This is a genomic window from Reyranella sp., assembly GCF_017305915.1.
Classification (GTDB): Bacteria; Pseudomonadota; Alphaproteobacteria; order Reyranellales; family Reyranellaceae; genus Reyranella.
The window spans coordinates 69,880-93,744 of sequence record NZ_JAFKJN010000010.1 but is presented as its reverse complement, the minus strand read 5'-3'; the positions used below and the strand labels follow the sequence as shown (position 1 = coordinate 93,744).

The window sequence follows — 23,865 nt, the reverse complement described above, 5'->3', positions numbered from 1 at the left end:
GAACTCTGGGCAAGGTCGGCTTTGGGGTCCCTGGGCACCTCTCTAGAGGTGCTTCAGGACGTTCTCCGCCGTCGACGCCTCGAAGGCGCCCGGCTTCTCGACGTACAGGTCTTTGATGACCCCGTCCTGGACGACCATGGCGTAGCGCTGGCTGCGCACGCCGAGACCGTTCTTGGTCAGGTCCATCGTCAGGCCCATCGCCCGGCTGAACTCGCCCGAGCCGTCGGCCAGCATCTGGATCTTGCCGTCCGCCTTGGTGTCCTTGGCCCAGGCACCCATCACGAATGCGTCATTCACGGAGATGCAGGCTACCGTGTCGACGCCCTTGCCCTTGATCGCATCAATGTTGGCCAGAAAACCTGGCACATGCTTGGCGCTTCAAGTTGGTGTGAATGCACCCGGCAGCGCGAAGGCGACGACCTTCTTGCCGGGAGCGAAAAGCTCCTCCGTTGTCATTGCTTTGGGCCCTTCCGGGCCCATCATCCTCAGTGTTGCACTGGGGACCTTATCGCCAACCTTGGCCATAGTCCTTTGTCCTCGCTCGTGGCAGTTAGACGAGCGGACCCTAGGACAGAAGCGCGGTTTTTGTCCATCGGCGCTCCGGCTATCTCCTTGGGCGGCCTTGATCTTTGACCGGACAATCCCCATGGATTTGGAGGACACTTGATCATGCCCGGGTCCAGCACTCCTGCCGCCACCCTGGTTGGCCGCTTTCTGGTCGCAGCGCCCTCCATGCCGGACGGGCGCTTCCAGAAGAGCGTTGTCTTCATCTGCAAGCACGATGACGACGGCGCGCTCGGCATCATCGTCAACAACAAGGTCGAGGATCTGCCCCTCGGCCAGGTCTACAAGCAGCTCGGCATCGAGGTGCCCAAGATCTCCAACATCCAGCCGGTGCTGTTCGGCGGCCCGGTCGAGACCGCGCGCGGGCTGGTGCTGCACTCGGCCGACTACAAGCGCGACGAAACTCTGCTGATCGACGGCGGCATGGCGCTCACCGCCTCGCTCGAGATCCTGAAGGACATGGCGAGCGGCAGCGGCCCCAAGCAGGCCTGGCTGGCGCTCGGCCATTCCGGCTGGTCGCCGGGCCAACTCGACCGCGAGTTGCAGGATAATGCATGGCTGGTAGTCGAGGCCGATGCAGCTCTGGTGTTCGACACCGATCTTGACGCCAAGTGGCAGCGCGCCCTCGACCGGCTGGGCGGCAAGACCGAGCGCGGAATCCGCTTCGATCCGGCGTCCTATTCGCATCAAGTCGGCCGCGCCTAGGGCGATTCCGATCGGGTGCTGTCTGTTGCAGCAGGCAATCTGCACGAGCCGTTGATAAGCGCAGCGCGGCTGCAACCTGAAAGTGCGGATTGTGCTAGAAATCCACCGCCCGTGGGCCTATAGGGCGAATTGAGGCGCCTCTGCATCCCTCCCTTCGCGGAGACGCTGCGTAGCCGGGACGTCGCTGCTCCTTCCCCAACCCCATCGGGAGCAACGGCGTCCCGCAGTCGCTTCTGGGACTATTACTCGGCCGCGATCTTCTCGCTGGCGGGCGTGCGATAGGCAGCAAGCAGCGAAGCTTCACGCGCCTTGGCGGCGACAATGTTCTTTTCCTTGATGTGACCGAAACCGCGCATGGTCTCCGGCACGCCTGCGATCTGCACCGCCAACCCGTGGTTGTTGGCGTCGAGCGTGGCGAGCAGGGAATCGACCGTCGCCTCGTACTCGGCGATCAGGCGGCGCTCCATCTTGCGCTCCTCGGTGTAACCGAAGACGTCGAACGCGGTGCCGCGCAGGCGCCGGAGCGACGCGAGCACGCGGAACGCGCTCATCATCCACGAACCGTACTCGCGCTTCTTGAGCTGGCCCGAGCCGGGATCGCGGTCGGCGAACAGCGGCGGCGCGAGATGGAAGCTGATCGTGTAGTCGCCCTCGAACTGCGCGCCGATCTTCTTCAGGAACTCGCCGTCGGTGTAGAGGCGCGCGACCTCGTACTCGTCCTTGTAGGCCATCAGCTTGTAGAGCGACTTGGCGACCGCCTCGGCGAGGCCCGAGCGGCCCCTGGCGCGCTCCTTCTCGATCGTGGACACGCGCTCGACGAAGCGGCGATAGCGCTCGGCGTAGGCCTTGTCCTGGTAGGCGGTCAGCAGCTCGACCCGCTTGGCGGCGATCTCCGGCAGCGTGCGCGCCGCCGGCTTCTCGACCCGCAGCGTCGGCTTGGCGGCGGCCTGCACCGCGGCGAGGTCGTGCGCGGCGAGCCGACCCCAGGCGAAGGTGCGCTTGCTGGTCTCGACCGCGACGCCGTTCAGCTCGATCGCGCGCATCAGCGCATCGAGCGACAGCGGCACCAGACCCTTCTGCCAGGCATAGCCCAGCATGAAGAGGTTGGTGGCGATCGAATCGCCCAGGATCGCGGTGGCGAGCCCGGTGCCGTCGACGAAGGTCGTGGCGTCGTTGCTGGCGGCGTCGCGGATCGACTTCATCATCGCCTCGGTGCCGAGATCCATGTCGCCGTTGGTCACGAAGGCGGCGACCGGCGTCATGTAGCCGTTGATCACCGCACGGGTGATGCCGGGCTCGATGCGCGACAGCGCCGCCGGCGAGGCGGCCACGACCATGTCGCAGCCCAGCACCAGGTTGGCGCCGCCGGCGGCGATGCGCACGGCGTGGAGGTCCTCCGGCCTGGGCGCGAGCCGCACATGGCTCATCACCGCGCCGTTCTTCTGGGCGAGGCCGGTGAAGTCGAGCACGGTGCAGCCCTTGCCCTCGAGGTGGGCGGCCATGCCGATCAGCGCGCCGACGGTGATCACGCCGGTGCCGCCGATGCCGGTCACCAGGATGCCGTAGGCCTCGCTCAGCGGCCGCAGGGTCGGCATCGGCAGCGAGTCGAACGGATCGTCCTGCACCAGCTTGAGCTGCGGCCGCTTGGCCTTGGCGGGCGTCCCGCCATGCACCGAGACGAAGCTCGGGCAGAAGCCGTTGAGGCAGGAGAAGTCCTTGTTGCAATTGCTCTGGTCGATCTGGCGCTTGCGGCCGAGCTCGGTCTCGAGCGGTTTGACCGACACGCAGTTGCTCTTGTCGGAGCAGTCGCCACAGCCCTCGCACACCGCGTCGTTGATGAACACGCGCTTGGCCGGATCGGGGAAGGTGCCGCGCTTGCGGCGGCGGCGCTTCTCGGCGGCGCAGGTCTGGTCGTAGACCAGCACGGTGAGGCCGGGGATGTCGCGCAGCTCCTTCTGGACGGCGTCGAGCTCGTCGCGATGGCGAATGGTGACGCCGTGCGCGAAGCCGGCGTTGATCGGATACTTGTCGGGCTCATCGGTGACGACGACGATCTTCCTGGCGCCCTCGGCCTCGACCTGGCGGGTGATCTCGGGGACGGTCAGCGGGCCGTCATGCGGCTGGCCGCCGGTCATCGCGACCGCGTCGTTGAACAGGATCTTGTAGGTGATGTTGACGCCGGCCGCCGCCGACTGGCGGATCGCCATCAGGCCGGAGTGGTAGTAGGTGCCGTCGCCCAGGTTCTGGAAGACGTGCTTCTCCGAGGTGAACGGCGCCTGGCCGACCCAGGTCACGCCTTCGCCGCCCATGTGGCTGATCAGCGAGGTGCGGCGCTCCGGCATCCACACCGCCATGCCGTGGCAACCGATGCCGGCCAGCGCGCGGCTGCCTTCGGGCACCCTGGTCGAAGTGTTGTGCGGGCAGCCCGAGCAGAAGAAAGGCGTGCGCGCCACCTTGGGCGGTGGCGCGTTCAGCAGCTTCTCCTTGGCTTCGAGGCGGGCTAGCCGCTGCTTGAGTTCCGGCGAATCGCCAGTGTGCTTCATCAGCCGGTTGGCGATCACCAACGCGACACCGGTCGGCGACAGCTCGCCTTCGCTCTGGAACAGGGTGCGGCCGTCCTCGTCGGTCTTGCCGATGACGAGAGGCCGGCGGTCGGCCGGCGCGTTGTAGAGCACACGCACGAGCTGGTCCTCGAGGTTCGAGCGCTTCTCCTCGATGACGATCACTTCCTTGAGGCCTTCGGCGAAGCGGCGCGCGCCTTCGGGCTCGATCGGCCAGGTGACGCCGACCTTGTACAGCCGGATGCCGAGCGCCTTGCAGCGCTCCTCGCTGAGGCCGAGGTCTTCCAGCGCCTGGCGCGTGTCGAGGTACGCCTTGCCGGTGGTCATGATGCCGATCCGCGCCTGGTGACCTGACTGGGGAGGATCGATGACGATGCGGTCGAAGCCGTTGGCGCGCACGAAGGCCCTTACCGCGGCCATCTTCGGGCCGTGCAGGCGCTTCTCCTGCTCGAGCGGTGCATCGGGATTGCGGATGCCGAGCCCGCCCGGCGGGAGCTGGAAGTCGGTCGGCAGAACAACCTGGATGCGCTCGGGATCGACCCACACCGACGCGCCGGACTCGACAGTCTCGGAGATCGCCTTGAAGCCGACCCAGCAGCCCGAATAGCGCGACAGGGCGAAGCCCAGGATGCCGAAGTCGAGATACTCCTGCACCGTCGCCGGATTGACGACCGGGATCATCGCCGCGGCGAACACCTGCTCGCTCTGATGCGGCAGGGTCGAGGACTGGCAGCCATGATCGTCGCCGGCCAGCGCGATCACGCCGCCATACTGCGAGGTGCCGGCGGCGTTGCCGTGCTTCAGCACGTCCATCGATCGGTCGACGCCGGGCCCCTTGCCGTACCAGATGCCGAACACGCCATCGACCGACGCGGTCGGGAAGAGGTTGGTTTGCTGGCTGCCCCACACTGCAGTCGCGGCGAGGTCCTCGTTGAGGCCGGGCTGGAAGTGGATGTTGTTTTCCTTGAGGTACCGCTTCGCGCCCCACAGTGCGTTGTCGTACATGCCGAGCGGCGAGCCGCGATAGCCTGAGATGAAGCCGCCGGTGTTCAGCCCCGCCTTGAGGTCGCGCTGGCGCTGCATCATCGGCAGGCGCACCAGCGCCTGGATGCCGGTCAGGTAGACGCGGCCCTTGTCCAGCCGGTAGCGATCCTCGAGCGCGTAGTCGCCGAAGACCAGGGGAAGCGGAGTGCTGCTCATGGGCCCTCCCGGGGCGCGGTCATAAACGTTCGTTTATGACGCGAGCATAGCGTGGGGGAACGAACGGCGCACCCTGTCGTCCCCTCGGCTGCGCTCGGGGTGACGAATCAGTTCCGCTTGCTAGTTCGTGGGCTTTCGGCCGGCCTTGTAGTTGGCGATCGCCGTTTTCAGCATACGATATTCGGTACAGCCGAACAGGCAGAGCGAATCAAGCCGCGCCAAGTGCTGCTCGGCTTCCGGCAGGCGGTCGAGCATCAGGTAGGCCTCACCGACATATTCGTGCGCGCCGATATGCTTGGGATCGAGCGTCAGCGCCTGATTGTAGTACTGCAGCGAACCGTTGGGATTGCCCGACTTGCGCGTGGCGTAGCCCATCAGGGTGTAGGCATCGGCGTTCCTCGGATCCTTGGCCGCGACCTGCTGCAGCAGAGGCATGGCCGCCGCGTAGTTTTTCGCCTCGATCAGCGCCCGGGCCTGGCCGAATGCCGGATCGACCGGTTTGGCCGGCGTGCTGTCGATGCCGCCGCCCCCGCCGCCGGCGGCGAAGGCTGCGATGGAGAAGCCGAGGACGCAGGACGCAACCGAAAAGCAAAGGGCGGAGCGCATGGGAACCTCCTCGTGCTGGGGCGAATACCCTAGTTCGTCGGTTTCTTGCCGGCCTTGTAGTTGGCGATCGCGGCCTTGAGCTCGCGATATTCCGCGCAACCGAAGACGCAGAGCTGATCGAGGCGCGCGAGATGCTGCTCGGCCTGTTGCGGCTGGTCGAGCATCAGGTAGGCCTCGCCGATATATTCGTTGGCGCCGAGATGCTTGGGATCGATCTGCAGCGCCGTGGTGTAGTACTGCAGCGAGCCCTGCGGGTTGCCCGACTTGCGCGTGGCGAAGCCCAGCAGATTGTAGGCGTCGGCGTTCTTGGGGTTCTTGGCGACGACCTGCTGCAGCACCGGGATCGCCTCGCCGTACTTCCTGGCCTCGATCATCGCCTTGGCGCGGCCGTAGTCCGGATCGCCCGATGCTGCCGACGACGGCTGCGAATCGTTGCCCATGGCGAGCGCACCGCCGGCCGAGGCTGCGATCGCCAGAGCGGCGAGGATCGAAAGGGCGCGCATGATCGATGTCTCCTTTGCCGGCATCCTCACGGACCTACCGGCCCGCGCAACGAAATCACGATGACAAGGCCGTGAGGTCACGGGCACTGACGACGGCGCGCACGGCAAGCTTACCCTGGCGGCCGCGGATATCGACCTCGTGCATCGGCGCGGCCGAGAGATCGGCGCCGGCGCGGTCGATCAGCTCCTGTGAAACCACCAGCTCGACCTTGAACTCCTTGGTCAGCGTTTCGAGCCGGCTCGCGGTGTTCACCGTGTCGCCGATGGCGGTCAGTGAGGCGGCGCGGTCGTAGCCCATCTCGCCCACGATCGCCGGTCCCGCATGCAGGCCGATGCCGATGCGCAGCGGCTGGTCGAGATCGCCCGACAGGGCCTCGTTGAGGTCCTCCAGCGCCAGCGACATGCGGCGGGCGGCGTCGAGCGCCTGGCGGCAGGCCACCTCAGGCTCGCGGTCGAGGCCGAAGATCGCCATTACGCCGTCGCCGATGAACTTGTCGAGCCGGCCGCCGGCCGCCTGCACCGCCTGGCCGGTGGCGCGGAAATAGCGGTTGAGCAGGAACACCACGTCGTAGGGCAGGCGGCCCTCGGAGATCGAGGTGAAGCCCCGGATGTCGGCGAACAGGATCGCGACATAGCGTTCGCCGCCATGCGCCTGCGGCTGGCGGCGATAGGCCTCGACCGGGCCGGACGTCGCCGGCAGCAACGGCGTGATGCGGTAGCGGCCGGGCGGCGGCCGGAGCTGGCAGGCGAGCCGGACATTCTCCGGCGCGCCGACCCGCGTCAGCACCTTCTGCTCCTCGGGCGAGGGCGGCGGCAGCTTGGCGCGGTCGGGGCCGCCCACGCGCACCCGGCAGGTCGAGCAGCGGCCGCGGCCGCCGCACACCGAGGCGTGCGGGATGCCGGCGATGCGGCTCATCTCCAGCACGCTGAGGCCCGCCGCCCTGTCGACCCGCTTGCGGTCGCTGTAAGCGAGATGGACGACACCCGCGCGCCGTTCCCAGTAATCGCGCACCGGCCGCGCCGCGAACGCGGCCGCCAGCAGCACCAATGCGCCGCCGGCCAGCGTGTCGGCGATCATGTAGAGCTCTGCCGCGGTTGATGCGTTCGGCGCGTGCACCTTGTCGAAGACATCGCGCAGGAAACCGGGCACCTGTGCCATCTCGAGCATGTCGCGCAGCGCGATCGCTGCGCCGGCGACGCCGGCTGCCGGCACCAGCAGGGCGATGGCGTAGAGCACCGGCAGCCAGTCGCGATACCAGGGGCGCAGGCGCCAGGCGAAGTGGAGGCCGATGCAGGCATGGATCCAGACCACGAACGGCAGGGAGAACTGGCGCGCGATGCCCCACCAGCCGCTCGAGGCGAGCGAGGCCAGCACCCAGGGATAGCCGCTCTGCACGCCGTAATAGTCGTGCGCCACCCGCGTCGCGACGGCATGCAGCGCCGCCAGCGGCACGATCGACATGCCGAGCCCGAGCTGCGTCCATTCCCACGCCGAGAGATGCAATGAGCGGCGGCGCACGATCGCCCACAGCGCGAGGCTGAAATGCAGGGTCAGCGCGCCGTAGAGCACGACCTGGCCCGGCAGGCTCTGCCAGACGAAGACGAACCAGAGGCGGCCGGCCTCGATGACGCGCAGCGAGATCAGGCCGAGCGCGTGGTTCAGCAGATGCGTGGTGACATAGGCGAGAAGGACGTAGCCCGACCAGAGTCGCAGGCGGCCGACCACGTCGTGGCCTCCGTGCCTACTTCAGGAGCGGCAGCACCGCTTCCGGTGGCCGCCCGATCGCGGCCTTCTTGCCGGCAACCACGATCGGCCGCTGCAGCAGGATGGGATGGGCCGCGATGGCCCTGGCGATGTCGGCCTTGCTCATCTCGGCCTTTTTCTTTTTGAGCGCTTTGAACTCGGCTTCGCCGTCGCGGACCAACTCGCCGGGATCGCCGCCCACCATGTCGATCAGTTTCTCCACCTCAGCCTTACCGGGCGGCTCCTTGAGATATTCCCGGATGACGGGCGCGACGCCTTTCTTCTGCAGGAGCTCGAGCGTCTGCCGCGACTTGCTGCAGCGCGGATTGTGCCAGATCGTGACGGTCATGCGCCGAGCATGGCCCGCGTCAGCGCGGCTCGTCCAGTGAGTCGGGGTCGGGTGCGTCGATCACCTTTTTGGCAAGGTCGTACTCGAAGCCGCCGCGCGCCATGGCGGCGAGATCGCGATTGCGGAGCTCCTTGCGGTCTTTCTGCCGGAACGGCCCGAGCCGACGGCGGCGGGCCAGTGCCACCGCGGCCTGCCATTCGCGCCGGCGCGGATCGGTGTCGAGCTCCTGGTCGAGGCCGGCCATCGCCTGGTCGAGCGTCTCCTCGTCGATGCCGGCGAGCTTCAGCCGCTGCCGAGTCTGGCGGGTCGAGGTGCCGCGCCGGTGCAGCGCCCTTGCCTTGGTCTGGGCGAAGGCCTTGTCGTCGACTACGCCCGCGCCGACGAACTTCGCCACGATGGCGTCAATGGTCTGCTTGACGTCGTCGATGATCGGCGTCTCGGCCATCTCCGCCTTGCGCACCCGCCGGTTCAGCACGCGGCGCAGGCCCTCGGCCGTGCTGGGATAGCGCTCGAGATAGAACGTCGCGGCGTTCTGCAGGTATTTGGCGGTGATCGGTTTGACGATCTTCCTACTCATGCTCCTCCCCCGTCATACGGGGGAGGATACAGGAGGGGGTAAGCCGCAGTCGTGTTGTCGCCTTCCCCCGCCCTGCCTCCCCCGTATGACGGGGGAGGTGGGAGAGTCTGTTTCACGGCCTGTATCCGAAGCTGCGCGGGCCGGGCCTGCGCATCGGCGCGGCCAGATTGGCGAACTCGCACAGGAGCCTGCGGGTGTCGCGCGGGTCGATGATCTCCTCGACGCCGAAGCGCTCGGCGGTGCGGAAAGGCGAGCGCACCTTGTTGAGCCGCGCCTCGATCGCCGCGAGATGCGCCGCCGGATCGGGCGCGGCGGCGAGCTCGGCCTTGTAGGCGGCCTCGATGCCGCCCTCGAGCGGCAGCGAACCCCAGTCGCCCGACGGCCAGGCATAGCGGAAATTGTACTTCTGCCAGTTCTGGTGCGCCGCCCCCGCCACGCCGAACGACTTGCGCAGCAGGATCGAGCACCACGGCGCCTTGGCCTGGTAGACCGCGGCCAGCGCCCGCGCGCCGTGCCGGATGGTGGCCGCCTTCTCGCCGGCGACGCCGATCACGAAGCCCGGGATGTCGACGAAGTGCACCACCGGCAGATGGAAGGTCTCGCAGAAATCGACGAAGCGCGTGACCTTGTGGCTGGCATCGGTCGTCCAGCCGCCGCCATAGAAGAAGGGGTCGCTGGCCAGCACCGCGACCGGCCAGCCGTCGAGCCGGGCGAGGCCGGTCACCACCGAGCGGCCCCACATCTTGCCGATCTCGAGGAAGCTGCCGCGATCTACGCAGGCCTCGACGATCGGCCTGACGCGATAGACCTTGCGGCGGTCGCGCGGGATCGCCTCGATCAGCGCGGACTCGCGGCGATTGGGGTCGTCGTTGCTCGGCTGCCGCTCGGCCAGGCCGTCGATCGAGGAGGGCAGGTAGCTCAGGAACCGCCGCGTGCGCGCGAAGGCTTCGTCCTCGCTCGCGACCTCGTCGTCGACCGCGCCGTTGCGGGCGTGGATCTCGGTGCCGCCCAGTTCCTCCTTGGTGACCTTCTCCCCCAGCCGCGCCACCACCGGCGGGCCGGCGACGAACATCTGCGAGATGCCGGTCACCATCAGCGAATAGTGCGACGTCACCAGCCGCGCCGCGCCCAGCCCGGCGACCGAGCCCAGGCCCAGCGCCACCACCGGCACGCGGGCCAGGTTGTCGACCACATGCTCCCAGCCGGGATTCTTCGGCACGTAGGTCGTGCCGGTTATCTCGTAGCTCTTCACCGAGCCGCCGCCGCCGGTGCCGTCGACCAGCCGCACCACCGGGATGCCGAGCTCGCCCGCCATCTGCTCGGACACGACCTGCTTCTCGTGGATCGAGGCGTCGGCCGCGCCGCCGCGCACCGTGAAGTCGTCGGCGCCGACCACCACCGGCCGGCCGTCGATGCGGCCGCGACCCATCACGAAATTGGAAGCCGTGAAGTCGACCAATTGACCGTCAGCGTCGTACTCGGCCTTGCCGGCAATGGCACCGATCTCGTGGAAGGAGTCCGTGTCGAGCAGCCGGTCGATGCGCTCGCGCACCGTCAGCTTGCCGCCGTCGTGCTGGCGCTTGATCTTATCGGGTCCGCCCATGCGCTGCGCGAAGGCCTCGCGGCGGCGCAGCTCCTCGACTTCTTTCTCCCAGCTCATGGTCAGCCTTTCAGTGGGATGCCGACGATCGCTTCCAATTCGGCGATCGCTTTGTCTGGATCGCCCACCTTTATCGTCCGCATGCCCAGGGCCTTGGCGGGTTTGAGGTTGATGCCGAGATCGTCGAGATAAACGCAACGCTCCGGCGGCACGCCGATCAGCTCGCAGGCATGTTGGTAGATGCGCGGATCGGGCTTGCGGAAGCCGAGTTTGCTCGATTCGACCACGTGCTCGAACAGCGTCATCACTTCGGCGACCGCCGCGGCCCTGTCCGGGCTGCGCGCCATGCCGGGTCCTTCGCCGTGCTTCATGTTGTTGGTGATGCAGGCGACCCTGAAGGCCGCCTTGCAGCGGCGCAGGGCCTCCACCATCTGCGGCCGAATGTCGCCGCTGATCGCCTGCAGCACGCGCCAGCCGTCGAGCTTGTGACCGTGCGCCGCAGCTTCCGCTTCGAACAGCGCGACGAACTGCGCGAGCGTCACCTCGCTTCGTTCCATTTTCGCCCAGGCATTGACGTCTGGATTGCGCGCATTGAGGCCGCGGATGAAATCTTCGGGAAGGCCAGCCTCGTTTTCGTAGCGCCGGAAGGCTTCGAACGGACTAGTCAGGATGACGCCCCCGAAATCCCACAGGACCGCGAGAGGGGGTGCATGGCTCGTATTCAGCATGGTGCGACCGTCTTTACCTTGTTCCTGCCGCAGTCGGCGCCTATTTCACCCGCTCCCAATAGGCGACCGACCCGGTCATCGACTAGCCGGCGCCTTCACTTTCCGATCAGGAAGATGAAATGACGGATGTAGCGGTTGTAGCGCCGCGCGGCGACGCCGTGGCGGCAGAGGCAGGTAACACTATGGTGCGAACCGACGGGCGCAATCGTCGCGCGGCCGAGACCCGGCGCAAGATCATCGCGGCGGCCAAGGCCATGATCGCGGAGACGAGCGTGGCCCCCACCGTGGTGGGCGTCGCCAAGCGGGCCGACGTCTCGGTCCGGTCGGTGTTCCAGCATTTCCACGACGTTGAGTCACTTTTCGTAACTGTGATGGACAGCATCCGGGCCGACGTGGCCGTGCCGGAGATGCCGTCGGCGAGCCGTCCCCTGGAGGCGCGCATCGAGGACGTCGTGAAGGCGTTCGCCGAGCTGTTCGACAAGGTCGTCCCGCTGCGCGTGGCGGCCGGCCAGTTCGTCGACCATCCGGCGCTGACCGAGCGCAGCCAGCAGGCGCGCAACGAGCTGCGTGAGGCGACCTTCGAGGTGTTCGCGCCCGAGTTCGCCACCCTCACCGAGCAGGCCCGCGAGGAGCTGGCCGACGCCATCGGCGCGGCGCTGTCGCTCGATGCCTGGATCGTGCTGCGTCGCCGCGACGGCCTCAGCCTCGAGCGCGCGGTCGCCGTGTGGCGCCTTACCTTGACCGCCCTGCTGGCGCAGGCTGTCGGCCAGAAGGCGTAAGGCCCAGGCCTGAGCCAAAACGGCTCACAAACTGTCCCTGCTCGCCATTGACTTCGCGTTGGCGATCAGGGACTTAAGGCCCCCGAAAAGGAACCGGCCGCAGCATTCATGGCGACCAGCGGATTGCATGAGGATTTCTCGCGGGAGGAGCACGTCAAGGCTGGCTCCGATCGCGGATTTGGCCTCGTTTTCGCGGGCTTCTTTGCCCTTGTAAGCGTTCTGTCGTGGCATCGCGACCATCGCGGCTGGCATTACACCCTGCCGCTGGCGGTCGCGTTCCTGGTGATTGCCTACACCTATCCCAAGGTGCTGGCGCCGCTGAACCGGCTTTGGCTGAAGTTCGGCCTTCTCCTCTACAAGGTCATGAACCCGCTGGTCCTCGGCCTGCTGTTCTTCGTGACCATCACGCCGATCGGCCTCATCATGCGGGCGTTCGGCAAGGATTTCCTGCGCCTGCGCATGGACCGCGGCGCCAAGAGCTACTGGATCGAGCGCGAGCCCCCGGGGCCGCCGCCGCAATCCATGAAGAACCAGTTCTGATCGCGGGAGTAGGGAGACTATGGGTTCGATTATCGTCGAGCTTTGGGCGTTCATGCGGGAGCGCAAGAAGTTCTGGCTGCTGCCGATCATGATCATGATGGTGATCTTCGGCGGCCTGATCGTGCTGACCAAGGGCTCGGCGATCGCGCCGTTCATCTACACGCTGTTCTAGCGAACACGCGGGGCGAACATGCGGGTACTGGGGATCTCGGCCTTCTACCATGACAGCGCCGCGGCGCTGATCGAGGACGGCAAGCTCGTCGGTGCCGCGCAGGAAGAGCGCTTCACCCGCAAGAAGCACGACTCCGGCTTCCCCGAGCACGCGGTGAACTACTGCCTCGACCAGGCCGGCATCAAGCTGGCCGACGTCGATTACGTCGCCTTCTACGACAAGCCGTTCCTGAAGTTCGAGCGGCTGCTCGAGACCTACCTCGCCTTCGCGCCGCGCGGCTTCAGCTCCTTCCGCATGGCCATGCCGCTGTGGCTGAAGGAGAAGCTGTTCCAGAAGACCCTGCTGCGCGACGAGATGAAGAAGTGGCAACCGGACTTCGACTGGCACAAGCGCCTGCTGTTCGGCGAGCATCACCAGAGCCACGCCGCCTCGGCGTTCTTCCCGTCGCCCTATGAGGAGGCCGCGATCCTGTGCATGGACGGCGTCGGCGAATGGGCGACGACCTCGCTCGCCTGGGGCCAGGGCAACAAGCTCGAGATGCTGAAGGAGATCCACTTCCCGCACTCGATCGGCCTGCTCTATTCGGCCTTCACCTATTACACGGGCTTCAAGGTGAACTCGGGCGAGTACAAGGTGATGGGGCTGGCGCCCTACGGCGAGCCGAAGTTCAAGGACACGATCCTGAACAACATCGTCGACCTCAAGGAAGACGGCACCTTCCGGCTCGACCAGACCTATTTCGACTATTGCACCGGCCTGCGCATGACCAACGACAAGTTCGCCGACCTGTTCGGCGGACCGGCGCGCAAGCCCGACAAGGAGCTGCTGGCCCAGAAGCACATGGACCTCGCCGCCTCGATCCAGGCGGTGACCGAGGAGATCGTGCTGCGCCTCGCCCGCTCGGTGAAGAAGGAGACGGGCGCCAGGAACATCTGCCTCGCGGGCGGTGTGGCGCTGAACTGCGTCGCCAACGGCAAGCTGCTGCGCGAGAACATCTTCGACGGCATCTGGGTGCAACCGGCGGCCGGCGATGCCGGCGGCGCGGTCGGTGCCGCCTATGCCGCCTATCACGGCTATCTCGGCCAGGCGCGCAAGCTCAACGGCCACATGGACGGCATGGAGGGCTCCTATCTCGGGCCGGCCTACGAGGACGACGAGATCGCCGAGCGCCTGACCAAGGCCGGCGCCAAATTCGTCCAGCTGCCCTACGACAAGATGATCTTTCACACCGCCGAGGCGCTCGCCAGCGAGAAGGCGGTCGGCTGGATGCAGGGCCGCATGGAGTTCGGGCCGCGCTCGCTGGGCGCCCGCTCGATCCTCGGCGACGCCCGCTCGCCGTCGATGCAGAAGACGCTGAACCTCAAGGTGAAGTACCGCGAGTCGTTCCGGCCGTTCGCGCCGGCGGTGCTGCGCGAGGACGTCGACAAGTATTTCGACATCCACACCGACAGCCCCTACATGCTGATGGTGGCGCCGGTGAAGGAAGAGCGCCGCCGCACCATGACCGCCGAGGAAGACAAGCTGTTCGGCATCGACAAGCTGAACGTGCCGCGGTCGGACATCCCGGCGGTGACGCACATCGACTATTCCGGCCGCATCCAGACGGTGCACAAGGAGACCAATCCGGCGTTCCACGACCTGATCTCGTCGTTCAAGCAGCAGACCGGCAGCTCGGTGGTCGTGAACACCTCGTTCAACGTGCGCGGCGAGCCGATCGTCTGCACGCCCGAGGACGCCTTCCGCTGCTTCATGGGCAGCGAGATCGAGGTGCTGGTGGTCGGCAACTGCTTCCTCAAGAAGGAAGACCAGGATCCGGCCCTGAAGCTCGACTACAAGAACGCCTTCGAGCTCGACTAGCCTCATGCGGGCGGTCGTTGCCGATCGCCTCGGCGATCCCTCCGTCCTCCAGGTCAAAGAGGTTCCGACGCCCGAGCCGGGGCCGCGCGACGTCGTCGTCCGGGTCGGCGCGGCGGGCGTCAATTTCCCCGACATCCTCTCGGTCGCCGGCACCTATCAGCACAAGCAGCAAGTGCCGTTCATTCCCGGCATGGAAGGGGCCGGCACCATCCATGCCGTCGGCAGCGACGTCCGAGGCTGGAAGCCCGGCGACAAGGTGATCTTCGGCGTGCGGCCGGGCGCCTTTGCCGAGTACGCCAAGGTGACCAAGCCGGACGGCATGATGCGCCTGCCCGACGGTTGGTCGGAGATCGAGGGCGCGGGCTACCGCGTCGCCGCCCACACCGCCTATCACGCGCTGGTCCATCGCGCCGGAACGAAGAAGGGCGACGTCGTGCTGGTGCACGGCGCGTCGGGCGGCGTCGGGTTGGCGGCGGTGCAACTCGCCAAGCATCTCGGCGCTTACGTGATCGCGACCGGCGGCGACGATGCGCGGCTCGCGATCGTGAAGAGCCATAGCGGCGCCGATGCGGTCGTGAACTACCGCACGACCGATTTCGTGGCGGCAGTGAAGGAGCTGACCGGCGGCAAGGGCGCCGATGTGATCTACGATCCGGTGGGCGGCGAGGTGCTGGAGAAATCCATGCGCGCTGCGGCCTACGGCGCGCGACTGCTGATCATCGGCTTTACCTCGGGTGGGCCGAGCACGATCATGTCCAACCACGTGCTGATCAAAGGCCTGACGGTCCTCGGCGTGCGGGCCGGCGAGACCATCGCGCGGATCGCGCCCGAGCTCGGCCGCGATTACATCGAAGTGCTGCCGAAGCTCGCCGCGCAGGGCGTCATGCGCCCTCACATCTCGCACTGCTTCCCGATGGAGCGCGCGGCCGACGCCTTCCGGGCGCTGATCGACCGTCAGGTCGTCGGCAAGGTCGTGATCACGACGGCCTAACGCGGGATGATGGTGACGCGGCGGTCCTTCTCCGACGCGTCGCTGCCGCCGAAGCTCATGTTGCCGAACGCCTCGGGGTTGGAGGCGATCACCACGTCCTTGGCCGGGTAGCCCGCCTTGATCAGCTCGGCGGCGACCGCCTGCGAGCGCTGCTGTGCCAGCTTGGCGTTGTAGCTCTTGTCGCCCAGCTTGTCGGTCTGGCCGACCACGCAGACCTTGGTCGCCTGGCGCGCCTTGGCGGTCTTGGCCGCCTCGGCGATCGTCGCCTTGTATTCGGGCTTCACCACCGCGCTGCCGAGGTCGAACAGCACCCAACTCGGCTTGGATACCGCCGCCGAGCCGACATTGCCCGGGCACGGCCCAACCGTCTGCGCCCCCGCGGGTGTGCCGGCCAGCACCAGGCCGATCGCAAGCAGGGCGGGACGGATCACTTGAGCTCTCCCTTCAAGGCCAACTCGACGAACGGCAGACGGTCGTTGCCGAAGAACATCATGTCGCCGACGAACATCGTCGGGGCGCCGAACACGCCGCGTTCCACGGCCTCGTCGGTGGTCGATTTGAGGCGGTCCTTCACGTCCTGGTCCTGGATGCGCTGGCCGAACTTCCGGGCGTCGAGACCGGCCGCGGTCAGCACGGCGGCGACTTCCTCGATGTCGTTGAGGTTCCGGCCGTCGACCCACATCGCCCGATACATCGCCGGGTGATAGGTCTCGAACACGCCGTCGATCTCAGCCGCCGCGGCGCCGCGCATCAGCGCCAGCGTGTTCACCGGGAAGTGGGGATTGCGGTTGAACGGCACGCCGTAGTGGCGCGCCCACATCGGCATGTCGAAGGCGCTCCATCTGGATTTCAGCGCCACCGTCATGGGCGAGGCGTTGCCGGTCGCCTTGAACACGCCGCCCAGCAGCATCGGCTTGCGCTGGAGCGTTGCCCCGGCGCGCCGGGCGATCGCCTCGACCTGGGTGTCGGCCAGGTACGAATAGGGGCTGCCATAGTCGAAGTAGAATTCCAGTGTGCGGGCCATCGGGGCCACCTCCCTGCTTGAGCCCAAGCTGCGCCGCTTCTAGCCTTGGCTCAAGACAGTTCAGGGATGGAACGCATGAGCCGGGTTGCAGGCAAGGTCGTACTGGTGACGGGGGCGGGGTCGGGCATCGGCCGCGCCACCGCGAAGCTGCTGGCAGCCGAGGGCGCCACCGTGATCGTGACCGACATCAACCAGCCGGGCGGGCTGGAGACCGTCCAGCAGATCGGCGGCAATGCGCTTCGAGGAGCACGACACGGCCCGCGAGGAGGACTGGAAGCGCATCATCGATGCGGTGATGGCGCGCGAAGGCAGGCTGAACGGGCTGGTCAACAATGCCGGCATCGCCGGGCCTTTCCCCTCGACCTTCGAGACCGAGACGGTCGAGCAATGGCAGCGCATGCTGTCGATCAACGTCCAGGGCGTGTTCCTGGGCTGCAAGTACGGCGTGCCGGCGATGAAGCAGTCGGGCGGCGGATCGATCGTCAACACCTCGTCGCTGGCGGCCTTCCTCGGCACGCCGGCGCTGTCGGCCTACGGCGCCAGCAAGGGCGCGGTGCGGCAGTTCACCAAGACGGTGGCGATGGACTGCGCCCGCAAGGGCTACAGGATCCGCTGCAATTCGGTCCATCCCGGCATCATCATGACGCCGATGGGCCAGGGCATCCTGCCCAACGACAAGGCCCGCGAACGGGCGCTCCGGACCATCCCGATCGGCGAATTCGGCACGCCCGAGGACATCGCCTATGGCATCCTGTACCTGATTTCGGACGAGTCGCGCTTCGTCACCGGCACCGAACTGGTGATCGACGGCGGCATGAACGCCATTTAACCCGGAGGCCGGCCATGCGGCATGCGGACCAGGTTGCGTATCTCGAGCGTATGTTGCGTATGGTGCGTACCAACACGCGGGACGACGGACCCGGTCTCAGCCACACGCCGGTCGAGGGCTACTTCGATCCCGTGCAATACCGGCGCGAGGTCGACGTGCTGTTCCGCCGGCACCCGATCGTGGTCGGCCACTCGGCGCAGGTCGCCGCGCCCGGCGACTTCGTCACCCACGACGCGTCAGGCCAGCCGATCCTGATCGCGCGCGGCACCGACGGCGTACTGCGGGCCTTCCTCAATGTCTGCCGCCATCGCAGCGCCTGCGTCGAACAGGCGGCGTGCGGCGCCAACAAGCGCGCCTTCGTCTGCGCCTATCACGGCTGGGCCTACGACCTCACCGGCCGGCTGCTTGGCATCACCGACGGCACGGCGTTCGGCGAGGTCGACAAAAGCAAATACGGCCTGCGCCGGCTGAAGGCGGCCGAGAAGTACGGGCTGATCTGGGTCGTGCCGACCGCGCTCGACGATCACGAGGACGCGACCCTCGACATCGACGCCTATCTCGGCCAACTGCAGCCCGACCTCGAAGGCTGGACCATGGAGGGCTGGGAGCGGCACAGCTTCGAGCCGATCGCCAAGAAGATGAACTGGAAGCTGGTGATCGACACCTTCCTCGAACTCTACCATTTCCGCTACCTGCATCCCGAGACGGTATTCCCGCTGTTCCTCGACAACATCGCGACCTACGAGCAGCTAGGGCAGCATATCCGCATCGCGGCGGCCAAGCGCACGCTCACCGAGCTGGAGGGGCAGCCGAAAGAGGACTGGCGCATCACCGACCATGCGATCGTGCTCTATGCGATGTTTCCCAACACGGTGCTGACCTACACCCAGGACCATTGCGGCATCTTCACCAGCTTCCCGATCGGGCCCGAGGAATCGGTGCTGCACTTCTCGGTGCTGATCAGCCCGGAGGAGAAGGCGAAGAAGCCGGAGAGCTACTGGGAAGCCAACCGCAACCTGTTCGCCTCGGCGCTGGTCGAGGACCTGGGCATCGGCGAGACAATCCAGCGCAACTGCCATACGGGAGCGAACCGGCAGCAGACCTTCGGCAAATTCGAGAAAGCGCTGGGCTGGTACCACGCGGAGATTGATAAGGCGATCCTCTGACTTCCTCCCCGTCATACAGGGGAGGGGGAAGGCAACCGATAGTTGCTGCTTTCGCCTAATCTACGCCCAGAATTGGCGCTTCAGTTCGCCGATGACAAGCTACGCCCAGGAACTCCGCAACACCGCGACCGAAGCCGAGAAGCTCCTCTGGCGCCACCTGCGAGGTCGCCAACTGAACGGCTTCAAGTTCCGTCGTCAGCATCCGATGGGAAAGTATGTCTGCGACTTTGTTTGTCTGGAAGCCGGCCTGATCGTGGAGCTCGACGGCAGTCAACATGTGATCGACGCGCCTTACGACGCGCGTCGCGACGCCTACCTGAGGCAGCATGGCTACCGTGTGCTGCGATTCTGAATGGGCAGGTCTTTTCAGAGACCGAAGCGGTCGTCGAAACCATTTGTCAGGCGCTGCATCGGCCTGAGATGGACGGGCGCTTCGACTGAGGCTTTCCCCCTCCCGGCCTCCCCCGTATGACGGGGGAGGTGGAAGACCTCTACTTGATTGTCACCTGGTGAGTGAGCTTGTCGCCGTCGGTGATGGTCACCGAGGTGAAGCCGAGCAGCTTCAGCAGGTCGAAGAACGTCGCGTCCTCGGCCACCGTGCGCTCCTGGAAGAACGGCGACAGGCGCGACATCGTCGTCATGTTCGCGAGCAGCGCGCGCATGCGGTAGATCGTGCCGAACTCGTTGGGCGCCAGGCCGACGATAATCAGCTTGTCGGCCTTCTCGCCCTTGACGAACACCGAGTAGGGCACGCGATAGGACGACTGGATCGTGCCCTGCGACACCACGGTGACGAACTGCACGCGCTGGGCGCGGTCGACGCCGGCGATCATCTGCATGGCCGACTGATAGATCTCGGTCGAGTTCGGCTTGGCATAGTAGTAGCCGACATACTTGTCCTCGTCGGCGGTCGCGGCAGCGGCCGGCTTGGCGGCGGCCGGCGCGACGGGCTTCTGCTGCTGCGCCACGGCGGGAACCGCGATCAGCAGAGCGGCTGCAGCGGCGGCGAACGTCTTCATCATCCTGGGTACTCCGGAAGTCTTCAGGCTTAGAAAAGGGTATAGCCGCCATCGATGACGAAGTCGCGCCCCGTCGTGTACTTGGTCGCGTCGGAGGCGAGGTAGACGGCCAGCGGACCGAAATCGGCCCCGACGCCCCAGCGCCGCTCCGGAATGCGCGGCAGGACGTTGCCGGCAAACTTCGGGTTGGCGACGGCATTGGCCGTCATCTCGGTCTCGATCCAGCCCGGCAGGATCGAGTTGACCGTGATGTTGTAGCGGGCGAGCTCGACCGCCAGCGCCCGCACCATGGCGCAGACGCCGCCCTTGCTGGCGCCGTAGTGGCTGGAGCGCGCCGCGCCCTCGATCGCCGCGGTGCTGGCCATCGCCACCAGCGAGCCGCCCTTGCCGCGCTCGGCCATGTGCTTGGCCGCCGCACGGAAGGTGAAGAACACGCCATCGAGGTTGATCCGCGTGACGCGGCGCCATTCCTCGTAGTCCATCTCGAGGATCGAGCCCTTGCCGCGGCCCGAGACACCGGCATTGGCGACGCAGTTGTCGACGTGGCCCAGCACCTTCACGGTCTCGGCGAAGGCGTCGATCACCTGCTTCTCGTCGCCGACATCGACGATCTGGGAATGGACCTTGCGGCCGTGGCGCCTGAGCTTCTCGGCCGCGGCGTCGGTCTTCTCCTTGCGCGTGCCCCAGATGCAGACATCGGCGCCGGCCTCCGCCATCGCGTCGGCCATGCCGAAGCCGATGCCGCCGTTGCCGCCGGTCACCAGCGCGACCTTGCCGCTGAGATCGAAGCCCTTGTAGGCCATGCACTCCTCCCTCTCTTCTCCTCCCCCGTCATACGGGGGAGGGTAGGGAGGGGGAAGGCCTCAAAGTCGATTTTCGAATTGCAGATCTTTACTGGGGCTTTCCCCCTCCGCCCTTCGGGCACCTCCCCCGTGTCGCGCCTCAGAAGGCGCTTTGACGGGGGAGGGAGATTTTGGGATCAGTTCAACTGATCGGTTTCGACCAGCACGATCTCGGCGTCCTCGACCGCCTTGATCTCGATCTCGGCCTGGTCGACCACGGCGACGCCGTCGCGGGCGTTGGCCTTGACCGGCTTGCCGTCGGCGCCCGTCACCTCGATCTTGCCCCTGGCGGGCACGAGATAGGCCGGCTTGCCGTCGAGCTTCTGCCTTATCGTCTCGCCGGCTCTCAGCTTGCCGGCGAACAGCGCGCCGTCGGCATGGAGCGGGATCGCGCCGTCGTGGCCGCGGCCGGAGGCCAGCGGCACCAGCTTGCCGTCGCGCGCGTTCTCCGGGAACTGCACGGTCTCCCAGCGCGCCGGCACGCCTTCCTTGTTCGGCAGGATCCAGATCTGGAACAGCTCCGTCTCGTCGTTCTCCTTGTTGTATTCGGCGTGCTGGATGCCCTGGCCCGCGCTCATCACCTGGATCTGGCCGGCCTCGGTGCGGCCCTGGTTGCCCAGGTGATCCTGGTGGGTGATCGCGCCTTTGATGACATAGGTCACGATCTCCATGTCGCGATGGGGATGCGGCGGGAAGCCGGTCTGCGGCGCGATCTTGTCGTTGTTCCAGACGCGCAGGGCGCCCCAATGCACGCGATCCTTGTTGCGATAGTCGGCGAAGCTGAAGTGGAAGTTGGCCTTCAACCAACCGTGGTCCGACTTGCCGAGTTTCTCGAAAGGCCTGAGTTCGATCATGATGTTTACCTCTTGCCGCCAAGATGGCCACTGACGACAAGCGATCAAGTTTCGCGTTGGTAACGGCCCTTTCAGGCCGGCGGCGCGATCAGGAAGGCCTTGCTGGAATTGAATATCCAGGTGTCGAGAAAGCCGGTCTCGCGCGGCCTGAGGCCAAGCGCACTCATGGCGCCAGCCAGGCACGACCAGTTCAGGATCTCCTGCTGGCCGCTGTCCTCGACGGCCGTTGTCGACAGGCCGCGCCAGGCCTCCCAGTCGCAGCGCTCGAGCGCGTCGAACATGCGCCGGTCGGCAGCGGTGTCGGGCCACAGGAAGTTGTTCTTCGGCGTCAGGAAAGCGTGGCTCCAGCCCGACGAGGCGATCAGCGCCACGCGATACGGCGACTCGGCCAGGATGCGCGCCGTCGCCGCGCCCAATTCGAACAGCCGCCTGGGCGATGGCGACGGCGGATCGAAATCCGCTTCGCCGATCTCGCGATCGAACACCGGCAGGCCGCCGCGCTGCGCCAGCACCTTGCGGCCGTAGCAGTTGATGGCGAAGGGAACGAACGGATAATCGAAGCCCCGGCGGTCGTAATCGAGATAGAGAATGGCGTTGGTGAAGGCGTGGCCGAGCGCATGGTGCAGCGGCTTGTAGGCATAGGCGGTGTCGAAGCCGTCCTCGATCAACCGCGACGCCAGCATCTTGGCGGCCTTCGGATGGCCGGCGAGGTCCCAGACCTTGTCGGACTCGCCCCAGACGTTGCCGGGCGGCGTCGCGAACTTGTGCCGCTCGTAGGCGAACAGGCAGTAGGGCGGCACCACGTCTTCCTTGAAGTTCTCGTACTGGTCGTCGCCCCACATCAGCACGAAGTCCGGCTTGAAGGCGTCGAGCGCGGCCCGCGTCTTGCGGAACCACTCGACCATCGCCGCGCGATGGCGGCCCGCCTCGGCGGTGCCCTGGTCGTCGCTCCATTGGGCGCGCGCCGGTTCGGGCCAGCCCTCGGGCTGCTTCAGCGTCTCCGGCAACTTCGGATTGGCGAGCATGCGCCGGAAGATCCACGACATGCGCTCGTCGGGACCCCAGAGCGGCGGATAGTGGGTCAACCCAAGGGCGAGGATTTCAGCCATGCCACCATGGTAAACCTCGCCCCATGACTGTCCAACGCCAGGCCGCCTGCCATTGCGGCCAGCTCCGGGTCCGTCTTCACGGCGACCCGGTGCTCGTCTCGTCCTGCCACTGCCGTGCCTGCCAGCGCCGCACCGGCGCGGTGTTCGGCTCGACCTCGTTCTTCTGGCGCTACCAGGTCGTCGCGATCGAGGGCGAGCACCGGACCTGGCGCCGTGCCGGCGACAGCGGCCGGTGGCTCACCTTCCACTTCTGCCCGACCTGCGGCTCGAACGTGTTCTGGGAGGCCGCGCATGTGTCCAACATGCTGAGCGTCGCCGTCGGCGCCTTCGCCGATCCGACGTTTCCCGCGCCGTCGCGCACCGTCTGGTGCGAGAGCAAGCACGGCTGGCTGCCGTTCCCGGACTCGATCCCGAGTCATCCGAAGAGCTCGGCATGACCGACTACTACCGGACCCCCTACTACCAGACACACGGCACGCTCACCGAGCCGGGCCGGTTCGCGGCCCCTCTGGCGGCGTTCAGCGATCTCGCAGGGCTGTGCGCCTTCATCCAGGGGGTCGTGATCCATTCGGACTGGGCGGCGGCCTACGGCGTCACCGCCGATCTCAGCCGCGAGACGCTGCCGGTCGCCCGCCGCATGGCGCTGGTCGAGGCGGCGGGTCGCCGCGACCTGCCGCCCGAGCGCCGCACACCCGGCACCTGCCGCGACTTCGCGCTGATGACCTGCAGCGCCTTGCGCGAGCGCGGCGTGCCGGCGCGCGTGCGCTGCGGCTTCGCCAGCTACTTCCCCGCCAATCCATTCGAGGACCACTGGGTTTGCGAATACTGGCGGCCGGACGAAAGTCGCTGGGCGCTGGCCGATGCCCAGCTCGATGCGATGCAGCGCGAGCATCTGCGCGTCGCCTTCGATCCGACCGACCTGCCGGCGGGCACGTTCCTCAATGCCGGCGAGGCGTGGACGATGTGGCGCGCGGGGGAAGCCGAGGACATCGCCTTCGGGCACGGTGACGCGACAGGGGCGTGGTTCCTGCAGGTCAACCTGATGCGCGACCTGTTTGCCCTGCGCAAACAGGAAACGTCGGACTGGGATGCCTGGCGATCGATCCCCGACCCCGACAAGATGCTGGACGACTATGCCCTCACCGTGGGCGATCGCATCGCGTCAGCGACCTGCCTGGTCGGCCACGGCCCGCCGCCCGTCTCGCCCTCAGCGTGATGCCGGCGGCGGCAGGAGGCCGAGTGCGCGGCAGTGAAGCTCATCGCCCGGCCGGCGATGACGAAGACGGTGCCGGATGGCAGCGACGGCGCACGCGCCACACCGGCCTCTTGGAGCAGGGTTGTGGATAAGGCTCCACAGACGAACTCATTATGGGCAATGGAACGCGATTCTCGCCCCTGATTCCTTGAGGAATACGAGCTTCCATTGCCCTTAATAGGGGATTGGTGCCGAGTCGGTGCAAGGTGGCCGGCATGACCCTGTCTCGACTCTGTTCAGTCCACTCCTGTACGCCGCTCGCCGGCGCACAAAACCGTGGCTTTGACAAAA

General features: G+C 66.7%; 24 protein-coding genes and 2 pseudogenes. 11 read left to right on the top strand and 15 right to left on the bottom strand.

Annotation, left to right across the window (positions count from 1 at the left end; all coding sequences use genetic code 11):
- Positions 1 to 42: 42 nt before the first annotated feature.
- Positions 43 to 525 (bottom strand): annotated as a pseudogene (locus J0J01_RS08210) (peroxiredoxin).
- 144 nt (positions 526 to 669) lie between these two features.
- Here J0J01_RS08210 and J0J01_RS08205 point away from each other — a divergent pair.
- Entirely contained in the window at positions 670 to 1,269 is a 600-nt protein-coding gene (locus J0J01_RS08205) for a YqgE/AlgH family protein (RefSeq protein WP_296379779.1), read from the top strand.
- Positions 1,270 to 1,511: 242 nt separating this feature from the next.
- Here J0J01_RS08205 and J0J01_RS08200 read toward each other — a convergent pair whose 3' ends face one another.
- The 8 genes from J0J01_RS08200 to J0J01_RS08165 form a co-directional block, all read right to left on the bottom strand.
- Complete coding sequence (locus tag J0J01_RS08200; RefSeq protein WP_296379778.1) at positions 1,512 to 5,030, bottom strand: indolepyruvate ferredoxin oxidoreductase family protein; 3,519 nt, start codon at positions 5,028 to 5,030, stop codon at positions 1,512 to 1,514.
- Positions 5,031 to 5,150: 120 nt separating this feature from the next.
- Positions 5,151 to 5,636 (bottom strand): tetratricopeptide repeat protein, encoded by a 486-nt coding sequence (locus tag J0J01_RS08195; RefSeq protein WP_296379777.1) that lies wholly within the window; start codon positions 5,634 to 5,636, stop codon positions 5,151 to 5,153.
- 29 nt (positions 5,637 to 5,665) lie between these two features.
- Complete coding sequence (locus tag J0J01_RS08190) at positions 5,666 to 6,139, bottom strand: tetratricopeptide repeat protein (RefSeq protein ID WP_296379776.1); 474 nt, start codon at positions 6,137 to 6,139, stop codon at positions 5,666 to 5,668.
- Positions 6,140 to 6,194: 55 nt separating this feature from the next.
- The gene (locus tag J0J01_RS08185) at positions 6,195 to 7,865 is read right to left on the bottom strand and encodes an adenylate/guanylate cyclase domain-containing protein (protein ID WP_296379775.1); all 1,671 of its coding nucleotides are present in this window, start codon (positions 7,863 to 7,865) and stop codon (positions 6,195 to 6,197) included.
- A gap of 16 nt (positions 7,866 to 7,881) precedes the next feature.
- The gene (gene arsC, locus J0J01_RS08180) at positions 7,882 to 8,232 is read right to left on the bottom strand and encodes an arsenate reductase (glutaredoxin) (RefSeq protein WP_296379774.1); all 351 of its coding nucleotides are present in this window, start codon (positions 8,230 to 8,232) and stop codon (positions 7,882 to 7,884) included.
- 19 nt (positions 8,233 to 8,251) lie between these two features.
- Positions 8,252 to 8,809 (bottom strand): RecX family transcriptional regulator, encoded by a 558-nt coding sequence (locus J0J01_RS08175; RefSeq protein ID WP_296379773.1) that lies wholly within the window; start codon positions 8,807 to 8,809, stop codon positions 8,252 to 8,254.
- A 112-nt stretch (positions 8,810 to 8,921) separates the two neighbouring features.
- Positions 8,922 to 10,469 carry a carboxyl transferase domain-containing protein gene (locus J0J01_RS08170; protein ID WP_296379772.1) on the bottom strand — a complete coding sequence of 516 codons (1,548 nt, stop codon included), beginning with the start codon at positions 10,467 to 10,469 and terminating at the stop codon, positions 8,922 to 8,924.
- 2 nt (positions 10,470 to 10,471) lie between these two features.
- Positions 10,472 to 11,137 carry an HAD-IA family hydrolase gene (locus J0J01_RS08165; RefSeq protein WP_296379771.1) on the bottom strand — a complete coding sequence of 222 codons (666 nt, stop codon included), beginning with the start codon at positions 11,135 to 11,137 and terminating at the stop codon, positions 10,472 to 10,474.
- Positions 11,138 to 11,256: 119 nt separating this feature from the next.
- On the opposite strand from J0J01_RS08165, the gene J0J01_RS08160 reads away from it, so the two are divergent.
- The 5 genes from J0J01_RS08160 (at position 11,257) to J0J01_RS08140 (ending at position 15,476) form a co-directional block, all read left to right on the top strand.
- A complete protein-coding gene (locus J0J01_RS08160) occupies positions 11,257 to 11,916 on the top strand; it encodes a TetR/AcrR family transcriptional regulator (protein ID WP_296379770.1) in 660 nt (219 codons plus the stop codon).
- A 108-nt stretch (positions 11,917 to 12,024) separates the two neighbouring features.
- On the top strand, positions 12,025 to 12,456 hold the full coding sequence (locus J0J01_RS08155) for an SxtJ family membrane protein (protein ID WP_296379769.1): 432 nt from the start codon (positions 12,025 to 12,027) through the stop codon (positions 12,454 to 12,456).
- Positions 12,457 to 12,475: 19 nt separating this feature from the next.
- Positions 12,476 to 12,628 carry a DUF5989 family protein gene (locus tag J0J01_RS08150; RefSeq protein ID WP_296379768.1) on the top strand — a complete coding sequence of 51 codons (153 nt, stop codon included), beginning with the start codon at positions 12,476 to 12,478 and terminating at the stop codon, positions 12,626 to 12,628.
- Positions 12,629 to 12,646: 18 nt separating this feature from the next.
- A complete protein-coding gene (locus tag J0J01_RS08145) occupies positions 12,647 to 14,485 on the top strand; it encodes a carbamoyltransferase (protein ID WP_296379767.1) in 1,839 nt (612 codons plus the stop codon).
- 4 nt (positions 14,486 to 14,489) lie between these two features.
- Entirely contained in the window at positions 14,490 to 15,476 is a 987-nt protein-coding gene (locus tag J0J01_RS08140; protein WP_296379766.1) for an NADPH:quinone oxidoreductase family protein, read from the top strand.
- Here the strand turns inward: J0J01_RS08140 and J0J01_RS08135 are convergent.
- Together J0J01_RS08135 and J0J01_RS08130 are read right to left on the bottom strand one after the other, a co-directional pair.
- Positions 15,473 to 15,907, bottom strand: a complete 435-nt coding sequence (locus J0J01_RS08135) for an OmpA family protein (protein ID WP_296379765.1) — start codon at positions 15,905 to 15,907, stop codon at positions 15,473 to 15,475. The two genes, J0J01_RS08140 and J0J01_RS08135, sit on opposite strands and share 4 nt — an antisense overlap.
- A complete protein-coding gene (locus J0J01_RS08130; protein ID WP_296379764.1) occupies positions 15,904 to 16,500 on the bottom strand; it encodes a 2-hydroxychromene-2-carboxylate isomerase in 597 nt (198 codons plus the stop codon). The genes J0J01_RS08135 and J0J01_RS08130 overlap by 4 nt, the downstream gene beginning before the upstream one ends.
- A gap of 66 nt (positions 16,501 to 16,566) precedes the next feature.
- Between J0J01_RS08130 and J0J01_RS08125 the strand changes: the two are divergent.
- The 3 genes and pseudogenes from J0J01_RS08125 to J0J01_RS08115 all read left to right on the top strand — a co-directional run bounded on the left by J0J01_RS08125 (position 16,567) and on the right by J0J01_RS08115 (position 18,847).
- A pseudogene (locus tag J0J01_RS08125) lies at positions 16,567 to 17,329 on the top strand (glucose 1-dehydrogenase).
- A gap of 62 nt (positions 17,330 to 17,391) precedes the next feature.
- Positions 17,392 to 18,495 (top strand): SRPBCC family protein, encoded by a 1,104-nt coding sequence (locus J0J01_RS08120; protein WP_296379763.1) that lies wholly within the window; start codon positions 17,392 to 17,394, stop codon positions 18,493 to 18,495.
- 91 nt (positions 18,496 to 18,586) lie between these two features.
- Positions 18,587 to 18,847, top strand: a complete 261-nt coding sequence (locus tag J0J01_RS08115; protein WP_296379762.1) for a DUF559 domain-containing protein — start codon at positions 18,587 to 18,589, stop codon at positions 18,845 to 18,847.
- Between the two features lie 139 nt (positions 18,848 to 18,986).
- Here the strand turns inward: J0J01_RS08115 and J0J01_RS08110 are convergent, their stop codons facing one another.
- From J0J01_RS08110 to J0J01_RS08095, 4 genes are all read right to left on the bottom strand, one after another.
- Positions 18,987 to 19,517, bottom strand: a complete 531-nt coding sequence (locus J0J01_RS08110) for a hypothetical protein (protein WP_296379761.1) — start codon at positions 19,515 to 19,517, stop codon at positions 18,987 to 18,989.
- Positions 19,518 to 19,543: 26 nt separating this feature from the next.
- Entirely contained in the window at positions 19,544 to 20,317 is a 774-nt protein-coding gene (locus J0J01_RS08105) for an SDR family oxidoreductase (RefSeq protein WP_296379760.1), read from the bottom strand.
- Between the two features lie 176 nt (positions 20,318 to 20,493).
- Complete coding sequence (locus J0J01_RS08100; protein WP_296379759.1) at positions 20,494 to 21,210, bottom strand: pirin-like bicupin family protein; 717 nt, start codon at positions 21,208 to 21,210, stop codon at positions 20,494 to 20,496.
- A gap of 71 nt (positions 21,211 to 21,281) precedes the next feature.
- Entirely contained in the window at positions 21,282 to 22,319 is a 1,038-nt protein-coding gene (locus tag J0J01_RS08095) for a hypothetical protein (protein WP_296379758.1), read from the bottom strand.
- Positions 22,320 to 22,342: 23 nt separating this feature from the next.
- Here J0J01_RS08095 and J0J01_RS08090 point away from each other — a divergent pair, with 23 nt between their 5' ends.
- Together J0J01_RS08090 and J0J01_RS08085 are read left to right on the top strand one after the other, a co-directional pair.
- Positions 22,343 to 22,756, top strand: coding sequence for a GFA family protein (locus tag J0J01_RS08090; RefSeq protein ID WP_296379757.1), 414 nt, complete (start codon positions 22,343 to 22,345; stop codon positions 22,754 to 22,756).
- Complete coding sequence (locus J0J01_RS08085) at positions 22,753 to 23,535, top strand: transglutaminase domain-containing protein (protein WP_296379756.1); 783 nt, start codon at positions 22,753 to 22,755, stop codon at positions 23,533 to 23,535. The genes J0J01_RS08090 and J0J01_RS08085 overlap by 4 nt, the downstream gene beginning before the upstream one ends.
- Positions 23,536 to 23,865 lie beyond the last annotated feature (330 nt).

Coding starts and splice junctions, on each gene's coding strand:
- J0J01_RS08205 (WP_296379779.1), top strand. CDS start 670: ATGCCCGGGTCCAGCACTCCTGCCGCCACCCTGGTTGGCCGCTTTCTG.
- J0J01_RS08200 (WP_296379778.1), bottom strand. CDS start 5,030: ATGAGCAGCACTCCGCTTCCCCTGGTCTTCGGCGACTACGCGCTCGAG.
- J0J01_RS08195 (WP_296379777.1), bottom strand. CDS start 5,636: ATGCGCTCCGCCCTTTGCTTTTCGGTTGCGTCCTGCGTCCTCGGCTTC.
- J0J01_RS08190 (WP_296379776.1), bottom strand. CDS start 6,139: ATGCGCGCCCTTTCGATCCTCGCCGCTCTGGCGATCGCAGCCTCGGCC.
- arsC (WP_296379774.1), bottom strand. CDS start 8,232: ATGACCGTCACGATCTGGCACAATCCGCGCTGCAGCAAGTCGCGGCAG.
- J0J01_RS08175 (WP_296379773.1), bottom strand. CDS start 8,809: ATGAGTAGGAAGATCGTCAAACCGATCACCGCCAAATACCTGCAGAAC.
- J0J01_RS08170 (WP_296379772.1), bottom strand. CDS start 10,469: ATGAGCTGGGAGAAAGAAGTCGAGGAGCTGCGCCGCCGCGAGGCCTTC.
- J0J01_RS08165 (WP_296379771.1), bottom strand. CDS start 11,137: ATGCTGAATACGAGCCATGCACCCCCTCTCGCGGTCCTGTGGGATTTC.
- J0J01_RS08160 (WP_296379770.1), top strand. CDS start 11,257: ATGACGGATGTAGCGGTTGTAGCGCCGCGCGGCGACGCCGTGGCGGCA.
- J0J01_RS08155 (WP_296379769.1), top strand. CDS start 12,025: ATGGCGACCAGCGGATTGCATGAGGATTTCTCGCGGGAGGAGCACGTC.
- J0J01_RS08150 (WP_296379768.1), top strand. CDS start 12,476: ATGGGTTCGATTATCGTCGAGCTTTGGGCGTTCATGCGGGAGCGCAAG.
- J0J01_RS08145 (WP_296379767.1), top strand. CDS start 12,647: ATGCGGGTACTGGGGATCTCGGCCTTCTACCATGACAGCGCCGCGGCG.
- J0J01_RS08140 (WP_296379766.1), top strand. CDS start 14,490: ATGCGGGCGGTCGTTGCCGATCGCCTCGGCGATCCCTCCGTCCTCCAG.
- J0J01_RS08130 (WP_296379764.1), bottom strand. CDS start 16,500: ATGGCCCGCACACTGGAATTCTACTTCGACTATGGCAGCCCCTATTCG.
- J0J01_RS08115 (WP_296379762.1), top strand. CDS start 18,587: ATGACAAGCTACGCCCAGGAACTCCGCAACACCGCGACCGAAGCCGAG.
- J0J01_RS08110 (WP_296379761.1), bottom strand. CDS start 19,517: ATGATGAAGACGTTCGCCGCCGCTGCAGCCGCTCTGCTGATCGCGGTT.
- J0J01_RS08105 (WP_296379760.1), bottom strand. CDS start 20,317: ATGGCCTACAAGGGCTTCGATCTCAGCGGCAAGGTCGCGCTGGTGACC.
- J0J01_RS08100 (WP_296379759.1), bottom strand. CDS start 21,210: ATGATCGAACTCAGGCCTTTCGAGAAACTCGGCAAGTCGGACCACGGT.
- J0J01_RS08095 (WP_296379758.1), bottom strand. CDS start 22,319: ATGGCTGAAATCCTCGCCCTTGGGTTGACCCACTATCCGCCGCTCTGG.
- J0J01_RS08090 (WP_296379757.1), top strand. CDS start 22,343: ATGACTGTCCAACGCCAGGCCGCCTGCCATTGCGGCCAGCTCCGGGTC.
- J0J01_RS08085 (WP_296379756.1), top strand. CDS start 22,753: ATGACCGACTACTACCGGACCCCCTACTACCAGACACACGGCACGCTC.